The 15,262-nt window shown below is 68.6% G+C and carries 17 protein-coding genes; 16 read left to right on the plus strand and 1 reads right to left on the minus strand.

Annotated features, from left to right (window positions below):
* The 16 genes from AS96_RS13990 to nusB all read left to right on the plus strand — a co-directional run.
* Nucleotides 1-313 (plus strand): helix-turn-helix domain-containing protein (locus AS96_RS13990; RefSeq protein ID WP_231477284.1); only part of this gene is annotated, 313 nt, incomplete at its 5' end.
* Nucleotides 314-322: 9 nt separating this feature from the next.
* The gene (locus AS96_RS13995; protein ID WP_036291044.1) at nt 323-1,756 is read left to right on the plus strand and encodes a Mu transposase C-terminal domain-containing protein; all 1,434 of its coding nucleotides are present in this window, start codon (nt 323-325) and stop codon (nt 1,754-1,756) included.
* Between the two features lie 154 nt (nt 1,757-1,910).
* Nucleotides 1,911-2,669: an AAA family ATPase gene (locus AS96_RS15135; protein WP_081768077.1), complete on the plus strand. Its 759-nt coding sequence runs from the start codon at nt 1,911-1,913 to the stop codon at nt 2,667-2,669.
* Between the two features lie 208 nt (nt 2,670-2,877).
* Nucleotides 2,878-3,507: a 30S ribosomal protein S4 gene (rpsD, locus tag AS96_RS14005; RefSeq protein ID WP_036291047.1), complete on the plus strand. Its 630-nt coding sequence runs from the start codon at nt 2,878-2,880 to the stop codon at nt 3,505-3,507.
* A gap of 96 nt (nt 3,508-3,603) precedes the next feature.
* Nucleotides 3,604-3,885, plus strand: a complete 282-nt coding sequence (locus tag AS96_RS14010; protein WP_231477285.1) for an ATPase — start codon at nt 3,604-3,606, stop codon at nt 3,883-3,885.
* Nucleotides 3,886-3,959: 74 nt separating this feature from the next.
* Nucleotides 3,960-6,623, plus strand: a complete 2,664-nt coding sequence (alaS, locus tag AS96_RS14015) for an alanine--tRNA ligase (protein WP_036291050.1) — start codon at nt 3,960-3,962, stop codon at nt 6,621-6,623.
* A complete protein-coding gene (gene ruvX, locus AS96_RS14020) occupies nt 6,620-7,093 on the plus strand; it encodes a Holliday junction resolvase RuvX (protein ID WP_036291052.1) in 474 nt (157 codons plus the stop codon). Before alaS ends, ruvX begins: the two co-directional genes overlap by 4 nt.
* Entirely contained in the window at nt 7,093-8,547 is a 1,455-nt protein-coding gene (gene mltG / locus AS96_RS14025; RefSeq protein WP_036291054.1) for an endolytic transglycosylase MltG, read from the plus strand. The genes ruvX and mltG overlap by 1 nt, the downstream gene beginning before the upstream one ends.
* Nucleotides 8,528-9,385, plus strand: a complete 858-nt coding sequence (locus tag AS96_RS14030) for a shikimate dehydrogenase (RefSeq protein WP_005049546.1) — start codon at nt 8,528-8,530, stop codon at nt 9,383-9,385. The genes mltG and AS96_RS14030 overlap by 20 nt, the downstream gene beginning before the upstream one ends.
* A 4-nt stretch (nt 9,386-9,389) precedes the next feature.
* The gene (gene aroC / locus AS96_RS14035) at nt 9,390-10,601 is read left to right on the plus strand and encodes a chorismate synthase (RefSeq protein ID WP_036291056.1); all 1,212 of its coding nucleotides are present in this window, start codon (nt 9,390-9,392) and stop codon (nt 10,599-10,601) included.
* Complete coding sequence (locus AS96_RS14040) at nt 10,598-11,137, plus strand: shikimate kinase (RefSeq protein WP_036291058.1); 540 nt, start codon at nt 10,598-10,600, stop codon at nt 11,135-11,137. The genes aroC and AS96_RS14040 overlap by 4 nt, the downstream gene beginning before the upstream one ends.
* Nucleotides 11,134-12,216: a 3-dehydroquinate synthase gene (aroB, locus tag AS96_RS14045; protein WP_036291061.1), complete on the plus strand. Its 1,083-nt coding sequence runs from the start codon at nt 11,134-11,136 to the stop codon at nt 12,214-12,216. The genes AS96_RS14040 and aroB overlap by 4 nt, the downstream gene beginning before the upstream one ends.
* Nucleotides 12,213-12,755: a GNAT family N-acetyltransferase gene (locus AS96_RS14050; protein ID WP_036291063.1), complete on the plus strand. Its 543-nt coding sequence runs from the start codon at nt 12,213-12,215 to the stop codon at nt 12,753-12,755. Before aroB ends, AS96_RS14050 begins: the two co-directional genes overlap by 4 nt.
* Nucleotides 12,752-13,210 carry a type II 3-dehydroquinate dehydratase gene (gene aroQ / locus AS96_RS14055; protein WP_036291065.1) on the plus strand — a complete coding sequence of 153 codons (459 nt, stop codon included), beginning with the start codon at nt 12,752-12,754 and terminating at the stop codon, nt 13,208-13,210. The genes AS96_RS14050 and aroQ overlap by 4 nt, the downstream gene beginning before the upstream one ends.
* Nucleotides 13,211-13,306: 96 nt before the next feature.
* Nucleotides 13,307-13,867: an elongation factor P gene (gene efp, locus AS96_RS14060; protein ID WP_036283795.1), complete on the plus strand. Its 561-nt coding sequence runs from the start codon at nt 13,307-13,309 to the stop codon at nt 13,865-13,867.
* An 18-nt stretch (nt 13,868-13,885) separates the two neighbouring features.
* On the plus strand, nt 13,886-14,296 hold the full coding sequence (nusB, locus tag AS96_RS14065) for a transcription antitermination factor NusB (protein ID WP_036291068.1): 411 nt from the start codon (nt 13,886-13,888) through the stop codon (nt 14,294-14,296).
* Nucleotides 14,297-14,969: 673 nt separating this feature from the next.
* On the opposite strand, the gene AS96_RS14070 is transcribed toward nusB, so the two are convergent.
* The coding region (locus AS96_RS14070) for an ATP-binding protein (RefSeq protein ID WP_036291070.1) at nt 14,970-15,262 on the minus strand (293 nt) is incomplete at its 5' end.

The following is a 15,262-nucleotide window of genomic DNA, read 5'->3' on the forward strand; positions in this document are numbered from 1 at the left end:
ACCTCGACGTCTATCCGCGAACCAGCCGCCGACCCTCGACTACACCCTCAACTGCGAAGAGCCCCATATGCTCGCCACGATCGCCGAGTTCGAGCACGACCTGATTGTGGAACGGACGCATGATGGCCTGGCGGCGGCGCGAGCTCGGGGGCGTAAGGGCGGCCCAAAGTTCAAGATGACGCCGACGAAGATTCGACAGGCCCGCGCGATGTACGACGAGAGTGCGCACACCGTGCAAGAGATCGCCGACACCTTCGGGGTATCCCGGCCCACGATCTACCGGCACCTGGCCGATCACGTCGAGCGGGCCTGACGAGGGATCATGGCGCACCTCAGCGACCGGCAGAAAGCCGAGCTTGTGCGCCAACACCTCGACGGTGTGCCGTGGACGCGGATCGCGGAGCACTCCGGCGTCACGGTGCGAACCTTGCAACGATGGGCCGCTCGCATCGGTGCGGGGCAGCTCGCAAGACCGCCTCGCCGAGATAAAGGTGCCTCCCGTATCCCCACGGAACTGGTCACGGCGATCGAGGCGCTGGCCGTGCGCCGGCCGGCTCCCACCATCGCGTACATCCATCGGCGCGTCGGCGATATCGCGCGCGATCGAGGTTTGCCAGCTCCCGGGTACACGACCGTTCGCCAAATCGTGCACGCTATCGACCCGGGCCTGACAGCTCTCGCTGAGGGCGGTGACGCCTATCGCGACAAATTCGAGCTCGTCTACCGGCGTACGACAACCGCCCCGAATGAGCAGTGGCAGATGGACCGCACGCTGCTGGACGTGATGATCCTCGACGACAAGCAGACGCCTGTGCGCCCCTGGCTGACGATCGTGCTCGATGACTACTCCCGTGCCGTCGCCGGATACGCCTTAGCGGTTTCGGCGCCCACGTCCGAGCGCTCCGCACTGGCGTTTCACCAGGCCGCGAGCCGGAAACGACATGCCTCGTGGGTGGTGTCGGGGCTCCCCGATGTTCTCTACAGCGATCACGGGTCGGATTTCACCTCTGCTCGGATCGAACAGGTGTGTCTGGATCTGCACGTGCGCCTCATTCACTCGCGGGTCGGCGTTCCGCAAGGACGCGGCAAGATCGAGCGGTTCTACCGCACCATCACGACCGAATTGCTCCCGCACCTACCTGGCTTCATCCCGCACGGCACCGGCGGCACACCCACCAGCGCCCCCATGTTGACCCTGCACCAGCTCGATGACGTCCTCGAGCGGTTCATCGTCGACGAGTACAACGAGCGCCCGCACTCCGCGACCGGGACGGCACCGGACGCGCGCTGGCGCAGCGGGAGCTTCATCCCGCGTATGCCCGCACACTCGGAAGACCTCGACCTGCTGTTGCTGACCGCCACCGCCACCAGACGAGTGCAGCGCGACGGCATCCGATTCGCCTCCACCCGATACGTTTCGCCCGTCCTCGCCGCCTACGTCGGTGAAGACGTCACCGTCCGATACGACCCCCGCGACCTCGGCGAGATCCGACTGTTTCACGACAACGCGTTCCTATGCCGCGCGATCGCCCCTGAACGCTCCTCCGAAACGATCACCTTCGCCGACCTGCAGAGCGCAAGGAACACCCGGCGCCGGGCGCTGAAGCAGCAACTTCGCTCCCTCAGCAACGTCGCCAGCTCTCTGCCGGAAGACACTCGGCACCGACCCGCGGCCGCGCCTCTCTCTCCCTCCGAGCCCGACGCGCCAGCCCCGCAATCGAAGAGACACAGGCTGAGGACCTATGCCAACGACTGAATCGACCGTCGGAAAGCCGGTGTCCGTCCTCGTCGGCGCGGACGACGACGGGCGACGGTTCCTCAACGGCACCTTCGACGAATTCACCCAGGCGCCCCCACCACACACCGACACCCGCCCCGCGTTCGTCAGCACCCGAGAGCACCGACGATTCGTGGAGTTCGCCGACACCGTACGCTCACACCGCTTCATCGGCCTCTGCTACGGTCCGCCCGGCATCGGCAAGACTCTCTCCGCCCGCCACTACGCCGGCACCGACGACTGGGAACAGTGGTACCCGCTCGCCCGAAACGGTGGCCTGCTCCCTCCCGTCCCCGAGGGCGTCCAGCAGAGTCGAACGGCGTTCTTCACCCCCACCGTCGCCGCCACCATCAAGCAGATCGACCAGGGCCTGCCCCGCGCGTGCCAACAAGTCTCGTGGGCCATTGATCATGCCCGGTACGGTCACGTCGACCCCTACGTCCATCCCGAATCCCAACACAGCGGGAACACAGAACTGCTTATCATCGACGAAGCCGACCGGCTCAAAACCGCCGGCCTCGAACAAGTCCGCGATTTCTACGACCGCCACCACATGGGCGTCATCCTCATCGGCATGCCCGGCATTGAAAAACGCCTCGCGCGCTACCCTCAGCTCTACAGCCGCATCGGCTTCGCCCACGAATACCGTCCTCTCCGCAGTGACGAACTCACCGCCGTCGTCACACAGCGCCTCCCCGCACCAGACCCCGGTGATTCAGGGCTCGCTCACACCGCCGCCCTCGCCGCGATCGTGCGCGCCACGAACGGGAACTTCCGCCTCGCCGATCGCCTCGTCACTCAGATCCGACGTGTTCTTGACATCAACGGGCACACCCACCTCACGCCCGAGGCCGTCGACGCCGCCCAGGAAGCCCTCCTCATCGGACACTGAACGACGCGACAACCGCGACATCTATCGCTGCAATTCAAACGCGGACGCCCTCTGATACAGTGGAGTGGCTCGAAACCGGTTTTCGGGCATCCCCTCTTTTCTTCACCGACCTTCCGGCATGCCCCGGCGTGCAGTCCGGACAGGGCGAGGAGAGGCGATACGTCCGCGAGGCGCGACAGTCGCGTCCGCGTAACGAAAGGAACACTTCGTGGCTACGAAGTCCCAGGACCGCCGCAAGGTGCGTCTGTCGCGCGCCCTCGGCGTCGCGCTGACCCCCAAGGCAGCCAAGTATCTCGAGAAGCGCCCGTATGCTCCCGGCGAGCACGGCCGCACCAAGCGCAAGCAGGACAGCGACTTCGCCGTCCGCCTCCGCGAGAAGCAGCGTCTGCGCGAGCAGTACGGCATCCGCGAGAAGCAGATGCGCAACACGTTCAATGAGGCTCGTCGTCAGGACGGCCTGACGGGTGAGAACCTCGTCGAGCTGCTCGAGATGCGCCTCGACGCCCTCGTGCTGCGTGCCAGCTTCGCCCGCACCACGGCGCAGGCCCGTCAGCTCGTCGTGCACCGCCACATCCTCGTGGACGGCCAGCTCGTCGACCGCCCGTCGTTCCGCGTGAAGCCGGGTCAGACCATCCACGTCAAGCCCAAGAGCGAGTCGCTGGAGCCCTTCCAGGTCGCCGCCCTCGGTGGCCACGCCGAGGTTCTGCCCCCCGTCCCGGGCTACCTCGAGGTCGAGCTCGACAAGCTGCAGGCCAAGCTCGTGCGTCGTCCGAAGCGTGCGGAGGTCCCCGTCACCGGTGACGTCCAGCTCGTCGTCGAGTACTACGCCGCGCGCTGAGCGCATGCACATCCGAAGGGCGTCGGGGTTCTCCCCGGCGCCCTTCGGCGTTCCCGCAGACCCACCGACACGAGCCGTGCACCTAACATGGAACGCATGAAGAAGGTGCTGTGGTTCGTCGTGGGTCTCGCGGGAGGCTTCGTCGCCGCCCACTTCGTGAACAAGGATCCGCGCGGCCACGAAGTTCTCGCCGAGGTCGATGCGCGCATCACCGAGTTCACCGACCGCATCGGCGAGGCATATCGCGCCCAGGAGGCGAAGATCGACGGCATCGCCGAAGACGTCAAGGATGCCGCCGCGAACGCCGTCGAGGCCGCGAAGGACGCGGCATCCAGCGCCGTGGACGCCGCGCACGACGTCGTCAAGAACGCCGACTGACCCACCCCGCACCGTCCCGTCCCGTCCGGGACCGCCCGATCCCGCACGCCCGTGCTCTGCCGAGGAACCCACAGATGAAGACCGCCGAGATCGCCCAGCGCTACCTGGACTACTTCGAGAAGAACGGGCACACGATCGTGCCCTCCGCGTCCCTGGTCACCGACGACCCGGCACTGCTGTTCACCGTCGCCGGAATGGTGCCCTTCATTCCCTACCTCTCCGGCGACGTGCCGGCGCCCTACCCGCGCGCGGCCGACAACCAGAAGTGCATCCGCACCAACGACATCGAAGAAGTCGGCAAGACCCCGCGACACGGCACCTTCTTCCAGATGCTCGGCAACTGGTCGTTCGGCGACTACTTCAAGGAAGGCGCCATCCGCTACGCCTGGGAGCTGCTGACCACCTCCGAGGAGGAGGGCGGGCTCGGCTTCGACCCGAAGGACCTGTGGGTCACGGTCTACGAAGAGGATGACGAGGCGCACGACCTGTGGCTGCGTCTGACCGACCTTCCCGAAGAACGCATCCAGCGCCTGGGTAAGGACACGAACTACTGGTCGACGGGCCTGCCCGGCCCCGCGGGCCCCTGCTCGGAGATCTTCTTCGACCGCGGCCCCGCGTACGGCATCGACGGCGGACCGGCAACCGACGACGACCGCTATGTCGAGATCTGGAACCTCGTGTTCATGCAGTACGAGATCACGGATGTGCGCAGCAAGTACGACTTCACGATCGTCGGAGAGCTGCCCAACAAGAACATCGACACCGGCATGGGCCTGGAGCGCATCGCGTTCCTCAAGCAGGGCGTCGACAACATGTACGAGACCGATCAGGTGCGCCCCGTGCTCGATGCCGCCGTCGCCCTGTCGGGAAAGTCCTACGGCGCGAACCACGACGACGACGTCCGTTTCCGCGTCGTCGCCGACCACGTGCGCTCCTCGCTCATGCTGCTGAGCGACGGCGTGACCCCGGCGAACGAAGGTCGCGGCTACATCCTCCGCCGCCTCATGCGCCGCGTCATCCGCTCCATGCGTCTGCTGGGTGTGGACGGAGCGACGTTCGCGACCCTGTTCGCGGCGTCGCGGGATGCCATGAAGGACGCCTACCCGGTGGTCGGCACCGACTACGACCGTCTCGTGACTTATGCCCTCGCGGAGGAGGCCACGTTCCTGCGCACGCTCGCCGCAGGCTCGGAGAACCTCGACGCGTCCATCGCGGCGGCCAAGGATGCCGGGACCACCTCGATCGGCGGCGCGGAGGCGTTCCTGCTCCACGACACGTACGGCTTCCCGATCGATCTCACGATGGAGATCGTCGAAGAGGCCGGGCTCACCGTCGACCGCGACGCGTTCGACACCCTGATGCACGAGCAGCGGGCCCGAGCGAAGGCCGACGCCCGCTCACGCAAGCGCCAGCTCGCCGACACGAGCATCTACCGCGACTTCCGCGCGAAGGGCGAGACGGTCTTCACCGGGTACACCGACTGGGAGACCGAGTCGACCGTCCTCGGACTGCTCGTCGACGGCGCCCCCGCGCAGCGAGCGCTGCAGGGCCAGATCGCCGAAGTGATCCTCGCCGAGACCTCGCTCTACGCGGAGAGCGGCGGCCAGGTCGCCGACAGGGGTGTGATCGTGGGACCGGGCTACGAGCTCGAGGTGCTGGACGTGCAGCGTCCGGTGCCGGGGTTGGTCAGCCACACGGTCGAGGTGACCTCCGGCGAGGTCGGCGTCGGCCAGCCGGCGACGAGCGTCGTGGATGCCGTCAACCGCCGTGCCGCGCAGCAGGCGCACTCCGCGACCCACCTCGTGCACGCCGCCCTCCGCGACACCCTCGGGAAGTCCGCGACGCAGGCCGGATCGCTCAACCGCGCCGGCTACATGCGGTTCGACTTCTCGTGGGGTCAGACGCTGACGGAGGCGACCAAGACGGAGATCGAGGAGATCGCCAACAACGCGGTCCGCGACAACCTGCAGGTGACCACCCGTGTGCTGCCCCTCGACGAGGCCAAGGCAGCCGGCGCGATGGCGCTGTTCGGGGAGAAGTACGGCGACACGGTGCGTATGGTCGACATCGGCGGGCCCTGGTCGCGCGAACTGTGCGGCGGCACCCACGTCGGCTCGAGCGCGGAGATCGGCCTCATCAACCTCGTCGGAGAGTCGTCGGTGGGCGCCTCCACGCGACGGGTGGAAGCCCTCGTCGGTCTCGACGCCTTCCGGGAGCTCGCTGCCGAACGCGCCATCGTCTCACAGCTGTCGACCTCGCTGAAGACGCCGAAGGACCAGCTGGCCAGCCGAGTCGCGGATCTGGCCGCAAGCCTGAAGGCGGCCGAGAAGCGCATCGCGCAGTTCGAGGCGAAGGCCCTGGAGAGCCGGCTGCCGGAACTGGCCGGATCGGCCCAGGCGACCGGAGCATTCCGTCTCGTCGCCCAATCGTTGGGTGTCGCGGCCTCGGCGGACGACGTGCGCACGCTCGCCCTCCAGGTGCGCGAGCGCGTGGGCGCCGGTGCCGTCGTCGCGCTCGGCGCCGTCGTCGGCGGCCGGCCCGTCGTCATCGTCGCCACCGACGACGCTGCCCGCGCGGCGGGAGCGAAGGCGGGCGTGCTCGCGAAGAACGCCGCAGCCGCGCTCGGCGGCGGCGGCGGCGGACGTGACGATGTGGCGCAGGGCGGCGGAACGGATCCGGATGCCCTCCCGCACGCGCTCGCAGCGGTGACGCGCGCACTGGAGACCCCCGGCGCGTGAGCGGGTTCCGACCGGGCGTGCGCCTCGGGATCGACGTCGGCAAGGCGCGGATCGGGGTCGCCCGGTGCGACCGCGACGGACTGCTCGCCGTTCCTGTCGAGACGGTTGCGCGAACGGATGCCGCGGCGGCGCACATCGCGCGGCTCGCCGAGGAGTACTCCGCGATGGAACTGCTCGTCGGGCTGCCGATCAGTCTGTCCGGTGGGGAGACAGCCTCCACCGAGGATGCCCGCGCCTTCGCGAGGGAGGTACGGGCGGCATCCGGGCTGGAGGTCCGCCTCGTCGATGAACGCCTCAGCACGGTGAGCGCGCACGCGGCCCTGCGCGATGCCGGACGCTCCCAGCGTTCGTCTCGTAGGATTGTCGACCAAGTCGCCGCCGTCGTCCTGCTGCAGCAGGCGATCGACGTCGAGAAGAGCACCGGCGCCCCTGCCGGCGCTGCGTTGCCCGACCCGCAGGAGCCCGCCTGATGCCTGACACCCCGCCGAACGACGACGAGTTCGCGGACCTGTTCAGCAAGCTGCCGACGCCGCGCGATCAGGCACCGACGTCCGGCGAGGGGGCGTCTGTGCCGCCGTCGCGCCGCGCCGCGAGGGAGGCCGCTGCCGCGGCGAACGCCGCACGCGACACGGCGCCGTCGGAGCCGGCCGCGCCGATCGCGGCGCCGGTACCCGCGCGGACAGCCGAGGATGCCGTCGAGCCGCGCCCTGCCGCCGCCGCGGCGACCTCGGAGCCGTCGGCGGGCGCAGCCGCTCCGGTACATCAGCAGCTCGATGCGCTCTTCAGCGGGGATGCACACTCCGACCGCGGGCGCGGCAAGAGCCACGACCGCGATCGCCGCAAGAGCCGCATCGCGGGCTGGGTGATCTTCGGGGTGATCCTCGCGATCCTCGGCGGCATCGTGGGGGGCGGCTTCTACGTCTGGAACACCTACGAGGACAAGATCCGCGCGTTCATGGGGTGGGAAGAGCCCAAGGACTACGAGGACGGCATCGCCGAGGGCGACGCGACGGTGACGATCGTCACGGGCGACACCGGATCGACGATCTCGACGTCGCTGTTCCAGGCGGGCGTCACGAAGACGGACACCGCCTTCTACGACTACCTGATCAAGACCGGCCAGAACCCGGACTTCCAACCGGGCGTGTACACGCTCAAGCAGAAGATGTCGTCCGCGGCGGCCCTGAAGGCTCTGGAAGACCCCAGCAGCCGACGCGAGAACACCGCGCAGCTGCCCGAGGGCTTGACCATGGGCTCGACCCTGACGCGACTCGCCGACGGAACCGGCATCCCGCTCGCCGATCTGCAGGCGGCAGTCGCCGATCCCTCGCAGTACGGCGTCAGCGCGGCGACGCTCGAGGGCTGGCTGTTCCCGGCGACCTATACGTTCGATCCCGGGACGACGGCGCAGCAGGTTATCAAGACACTCGTCGATCGCACGGTGGCCTCTCTCGACAAGGCCGGCGTGCCGACCGACCAGCGCGAGCGCATCCTCACCGTCGCGTCGATCATCCAGCGCGAGGCACGATTCACGGCCGACTTCTACAAGGTGTCCCGAGTGATCGAGAACCGCCTCGACCCCAACAACGAGGAGACGCACGGCCTGCTGCAGATGGACTCGACGGCGCAGTACGGCTACAACGAGATCAACAAGGGCACGGCCAGCTCCTCGGCAGAAGCCCTCGCCAACGACAACCCGTGGAACACGTATCTGCACCAGGGTCTGCCGATCGGGCCGATCGCCAACCCCGGGGACCTGGCCATCGACGCGGCGATGCACCCGGCAGACGGGCCGTGGCTGTACTTCGTGACGGTCAACCTGGACACCGGCGAGACGATCTTCAGCACCACGTATGCCGAGCACGAGAAGGCCGTGGCCCAGTGGCAGCAGTGGTGCGCGGCCAATGACAGTGCCGACTGCTGAGGTCCCGACCGGATCGCTCCTGGAGGTGTGGGGCGACCCGATCGCTCACAGCCTCTCGCCGCGGATCCACGCCGCGGCGTACGCCGCGCTGGGATGGGACTGGACCTATGGACGCCGACGAGTCGCAGCGGCGGACTTCTCGCGCGAGCTGGGCGGCCTGGGCGCGGCGTTTCGGGGCCTCTCGCTGACGTTCCCCCTGAAGACCGAGGCCTTCGCCGCCGCGACGCACCGCGATCGTACGGCCGAGCTCACCGGCGCCGTCAACACGCTCGTTCGCGCGGACGGACAGTGGCGGGGGTTCAATACGGATGTCGGCGGAATCGTCGGCGACGTGCGAGCCCATGGTCTCGAGGCGATCGAGACCGGCCGCATCGTCGGCGCGGGGGCGACGGCGACGTCGGCGCTCGTCGCGCTCGCGCAGCTCGGCGCGCGCACGGTCGAGGTGGTCGCGCGACGCCCCGACGCGGCCCACGCCCTTGCCGAGCTGGGGGAGCGTCTGTCGGTCGCCGTCTCGATCGCGGCGCCGGACACGGTGGCGCCGGCTTCCGTCCCGCTCACCGTCTCCACCCTGCCCGGCGGCGCCGCGCTGCCGGACGACACCGCCAGACGGATCGCGTCCGGCGGGGGGCTGCTCTACGACGTCGTGTACGGCCACTGGCCGACCCCGCTGGCCGTGGCGTGGCAGGCGGCGGGTGCTCCCGCCGTCAACGGCCTCGGCATGCTCGTGCGACAGGCCGTGCTGCAGATCCGCGTGTTCCGAACGGGCGACGTCGACCACCCACTGCCCGATGAGGATGCCGTCGTGGACATCATGGCCCGTGCGCTCGTGGGAGACTAGGCGAATGCTCCGCGTGCTCACGGCCGGCGAATCGCACGGCCCCGAACTCGTCGCCTTCATGGAGGGACTGCCCGCCGGCGTCCCCGTCTCCCGCGCCGCGATCCAGGCAGATCTCGCGCGTCGCAAGCTCGGCTACGGCCGCGGCTCGCGGATGAAGTTCGAAGAGGACGAACTGACGATCTCCGCTGGCGTCCGGCACGGCCTCAGCATGGGCAGCCCGATCGCGCTGCGCATCGGCAACACCGAGTGGCCCAAGTGGACCGAGGTCATGAGTGCCGAGCCGGTCGAGATGACCGAGATGTCTCGCGGCCGCGGCGCCGCGCTCACGCGCCCCCGCCCGGGCCACGCCGACCTGGTCGGCATGCAGAAGTACGGGTTCGACGAGGCGCGTCCGATCCTCGAACGCGCGAGTGCTCGCGAGACGGCGGCGCGCGTCGCTCTGGGCGCGATCGCCCGCTCGTTCCTCGGTGAGCTCGGAATCCGTCTCGTCAGCCACACGCTGTCGATCGGCCCCGTTCAGGTGCCGGCAGGGGCGACCCTTCCCACTCCGGACGACGTCGCCACACTCGACGCGGACCCGCTGCGCTGCTTCGATCCCGCCACCTCGGAAGAGATGGTCGCCGAAGTGGATGCCGCGAAGAAGGACGGCGACACGCTGGGCGGCATCGTCGAGGTTCTCGCCTACGGCCTGCCCCCCGGGCTGGGTTCCCACGTGCAGTGGGATCGCCGCCTCGACGGCAAGCTCGCGCAGGCCCTCATGAGCATCCAGGCGATCAAGGGCGTGGAGGTCGGCGACGGCTTCGAGACCACGCGTCGGCGCGGCTCGGCGGCGCACGACGAGCTGTTCGCGGCATCCGAGGGCATCACACGCTCCTCGGACAAGGCCGGCGGCACGGAGGGCGGCATGTCCACCGGGACGGTGCTGCGCGTGCGCGCGGGCATGAAGCCGATCGCGACCGTGCCGCACGCGCTGCGCACGATCGACGTCACGACGGGCGAGGCCGCCACCGCGCACCATCAGCGCTCCGACGTCTGCGCCGTGCCCGCGGCGGGCGTGGTGGCCGAGGCGATGGTCGCGATCGTGCTCGCCGAAGCGGTGCTGGAGAAGTTCGGCGGCGACAGCGTCGCCGAGACGGCTCGTAATCTCCGCAGCTACCTCTCCGCGATCCCCGAGACCCTGCAGACGGCCTCGGACAGCGACGACGCCCTCGGATGACGAGCCCTGCGATCGTCCTCATCGGCCCGATGGGGGCGGGGAAGACGAGCGTCGGCAAGCGCGTGGCAAAACGCCTCGGCCTGCCGTTCACCGACAGCGACGCCGTGATCGTTCGTGAGCACGGCCCGATCGAGACCATCTTCTCCACCCACGGCGAGGAGCACTTCCGCGAGCTGGAGCGCCGGGCCGTGGCCGATGCTCTGCAGGCGGGCGGCATCGTCGCACTCGGCGGGGGAGCGGTGCTGCACCCTGACACCCAGGCGGCGCTGGCCCATCACCACGTCGCACTGCTGACCGTCGCCCCGCACAATGTGGCCGCCCGCATCCGCGGCGGCGCGCGCCCCCTCCTGCAGGAGGGCGACGCCGTCGAGCGCTGGCAGGAGATCTACGCCGCACGGCGCCCCCTCTACGAACGGCTCGCCCAGGTGAGCTTCGACACGTCCGCCGGTCCTCTGCAAGATGCGGTCGACGCCCTCGCGGCGTGGATCGAGGCGGAGCTGGCCGGCGACGATCACGCCCGAGGAGCACACGAATGACCGACACCACCGTCATCGGCGTCGCCGGCGACCAGCCCTACGACATCACGATCGGACGGGGCATCCTCGGCATGGTGGGCGACGTTTTGCCGCCCGCCGCGCAGAAAGTGCTCATCGTGCACCCGCCGACGCTGTCGGCCGCCGCCACCGAACTGCGCGCGTCGCTGCTCGCCTCGGGGGAGCGTCAGGTGCTGCTCGCCGAGGTGCCGGACGCCGAGCAGGGCAAGCGTGTCGAAGTCGCGGCGTTCTGCTGGCAGGTGATGGGGCAGGCCGACTTCACCCGCACCGACGCGGTCGTCGGCTTCGGCGGCGGTGCCGTCACCGACCTCGCCGGCTTCGTCGCGGCGACGTGGCTGCGCGGCGTCGCGGTCGTGCAGGTGCCCACCACGGTGCTCGGCATGGTGGATGCCGCGGTCGGCGGCAAGACCGGCATCAACACCAACGAGGGCAAGAACCTCGTCGGTGCGTTCTGGCCGCCGCGCGCCGTCATCTGCGACCTGACACAGCTCGATACCCTCAGTCGCAACGAACGGGTCGCCGGATTCGCCGAAGTCGTCAAGGCCGGCTTCATCTGGTATCCGGAGATCCTCGATCTGATCGAGGCGGATCCCGACGCCGCCGTCGATCCGCAGTCGCCGGCCTTCCGCCGCTGCATCGAGCTGGCGATCGACATGAAGGCGCGCGTCGTCGGCGAGGACCTGCGCGAGGCGGGGCTGCGCGAGGTGCTCAACTATGGGCACACGCTCGGCCACGCGATCGAGCACGCCGAGCGGTATCAGTGGCGCCACGGCGCGGCGATCTCGATCGGCATGCTCTTCGCCGCGGAGCTGTCGCGGCTCGCCGGCCGCCTCTCCGACGACGCGGCCGTGCGGCACCGCCGCATCCTCGAACTGCTCGGACTGCCGACCTCGTACCGAGCGGGCGCGTGGAAGCAGCTGCTGGCCACCATGCAGCGCGACAAGAAGACGCGCGGTGCGATGCTGCGCTTCATCGTCCTCGACGACATCGCGAAGCCGACCGTTCTGCAGGCCCCGGACGAGTCCCTCCTGTTCGCGGCCTATCAAGAAGTCGCCGAGTGAGCGAGCCGGTCGTCCGGCGTGTGCGGGCTGCGGAGTGGCGGGAGATCCGCGACCTCCGCATCGAGGCCGTCGGCGATCCGGCGGCATCCATCGCTTTCCTGTCCACCGTCGAACAGGAGCGTGCGCACGACGAGGTGTTCTGGCGCGAGCGCGCCGCGGGCGCGTCGCTGTCCGACGAGGCCGCTCAGTTCATCGCCGACGACGACGGGCGGTGGGTCGGCACGGTGACCGTCCTTCTCCGGGCGGCGGGCACCGCCGATCATCTGGGTCGACCCGTGACCGAGGCGCGCGCAGACATCGTGGGCGTCTACGTGGCGCCGTCGCACCGGGGTATGGGACTGCTCGGGCGCCTCGTCGATGTGGCCGGGGCATGGGCCCGGGATCGTGGGGCCGACGAGCTGACGCTCGATGTGCACGCCGAGAACCATCGCGCGCAGGGTGCCTATCGCAAAGTCGGCTTCGTCGCGACGGGGGAGAGGCTCACGAGCGTCATCGGTCCCGAGCTCGTGATGGTGCGTGCCGGTAGGGTGAGCGCGTGACGACCCCTCGACGCCTCCTGCTGGTGAACGGCCCCAACCTCAACCTGCTCGGCATCCGCGAGCCCGACGTCTACGGGCACGACACCCTCGCCGACGTGGAGCGGATCGTCCAGGATGCCGCGGCTGCGCGCGGCTTCGACGTCGAGGCGGTCCAGAGCAACCACGAGGGTGTGCTGATCGATGCGATCCACGAGGCGCGCACGACCTGCGCGGGGATCGTGATCAACCCGGGAGGTCTCACCCACACCTCCGTCGTGCTCCGCGATGCGCTGTCGGGGGTGTCGCTGCCGGTGGCCGAAGTGCACATCTCCAACGTGTACGAGCGTGAGAGCTTCCGCCACCACTCGTACGTGGCTGACGTCGCCGTCGTGCATGTGATCGGCGAGGGCGTCGCCGGCTACGCGCGTGCCACGACGCTGCTGATCGATGTCATCGTCGGCGCCGCCGAAGGCTGAGCCCCGGACGCCCGCGCGGCCGTGGGCTAAGATCGACTGTCGGCCGCGCGCCACCGCGTGCGCCCCCTCGAACTCACGAACGGAAACTCCACACTCATGGCATCGACCGCAGACATCAAGAACGGCGTCGTCCTCAGCATCGACGGACAGCTCTGGAGCGTCGTGGAGTTCCAGCACGTCAAGCCCGGCAAGGGCGGTGCGTTCGTGCGCACCAAGCTGAAGAACGTCATGACCGGCAAGGTTGTCGACAAGACGTTCAACGCGGGTGCCAAGGTCGAAATCGAGAACGTCGATCGCCGTGACTTCACCTACCTCTACAACGACGGCGAGGGCTTCGTCTTCATGGATGTGGCCGACTATGACCAGATCACGGTCGGCGCCGCAACGGTCGGCGATGCCGCGAACTTCCTGCTGGAGAACCAGCAGGTGCAGATCGCCCTCAACAACGGCAACCCGCTCTACATCGAGCTGCCGGCCTCCGTCGTGCTGGAGATCACCTACACCGAGCCGGGTCTGCAGGGCGACCGCTCGTCGGCGGGAACCAAGCCCGCCACCGTGGAGACCGGCTACGAGATCCAGGTGCCGCTGTTCCTGGAGACCGGCACTAAGGTCAAGGTCGACACCCGCACGGGCGACTACCTCGGCCGCGTCAACTGACGACCGGTCTTCGAAGCGATGAGCGCACGGTCCAAGGCGCGCAAGCGCGCCCTCGACATCCTCTTCCAGTCCGACGTCCGCGGCGATGAGCTTGCGGTCACCCTCGCCGCGGAGGCGAAGCGCGCGGCGAACGAACCCGCTCGCGAAGCCTCGTGGCTGTACGCGCGCGAGATCGTCGACGGTGTCATCGACAACCGCGACGACATCGACGAGCAGATCGTCACCCACGCGCGCGACTGGAAGATCGAGCGGATGCCGGCGGTCGACCGCGCCATCCTGCGCCTGGCGGTGTGGGAGCTGATGTTCAACGATGAGGTGCCCGCCGCGGTCGTGATCGACGAGGCGGTCGAACTCGCGAAGGAGTTCTCGACCGACGACTCCGGCTCCTTCGTGCACGGCGTGCTCGGACGCATCGCCCGCACCGCCTGAGCGGCGGCTGCGGCGGGTCGACGACCGGATCACGTGGGATTCATTTGCCGAAGGACTAGTTACTCGTCGGCGGTTCAAAATAGGCGAACAGTTCGGCGACGCTCTCGCACGATCGAAGCTCGGACAGCATCCGACGGCGTCCTTGAGCGGTGAGAGCCCGTATTCGGTTCCTGTGGTCGTAGAGCAGGTGTGTTGGCCACCGTCGACTCGAGAAGAGCCTGAAGACCGCGTGCCACGTGACGCCCACAGACTCGGTGTATGCGCGAGCAGCTGCGCGAGCCTCCGCGGACACACGGGCGTTGACGCGCCTTTCCGCAGCGCTCGACGCGAGAGGAAGAAGCCCGGAAAACTGCTCGTTGTAGCGTTCGTGTCGATCATCACGCAGGTCCCGATAATCGCGCGCATTCCGCATTACTTCGTCGACGCGATCGAGCCTTCGGCACAGAACCCGTGGGAGTTGAATGAGTACGGCCATGCGCTCGTCGGGAGAGGCCCATAGCGCAGAACCGATCGTCCGCGTGAGCATCTCGGCAGCATCTCTACCGAAGACGCCGGCCCATGCGCGTCCCCCGTCGGGGAAGACACTGCGTAGCGCGGGATCGATCCCCCGCTGTCGGCGGCGCTCGAACTCTGAACGTTTGCGGCGCTCGAAAAGTGAACGATTGCGGGCAGTCTAGCCAGGGGTTTCGTCGGTCGTGGTTCTGATGCTGGGGAGGCTGTCGATGCCGCGTCCGCGGAGCCGGTAGCTGGCGCCCTTCAATGTGAGGACGTCAGCGTGGTGAACGATCCGGTCGATCATTGCGGCGGCGACGGCTTGGTCTCCGAAGACGCCGCCCCAGCCTGAGAACGGCAGGTTCGAGGTGAGGATCAACGACGCGTGTTCGTAGCGGGATGAGACGAGTTGGAAGAACAGGTTCGCGGCGTCTTGCTCGAACGGGAGGTAGCCGACTTCGTCGACGATGATCA

Source organism: Microbacterium sp. MRS-1, from assembly GCF_000585455.1.
In the GTDB taxonomy this organism is placed as follows: domain Bacteria; phylum Actinomycetota; class Actinomycetes; order Actinomycetales; family Microbacteriaceae; genus Microbacterium; species Microbacterium laevaniformans.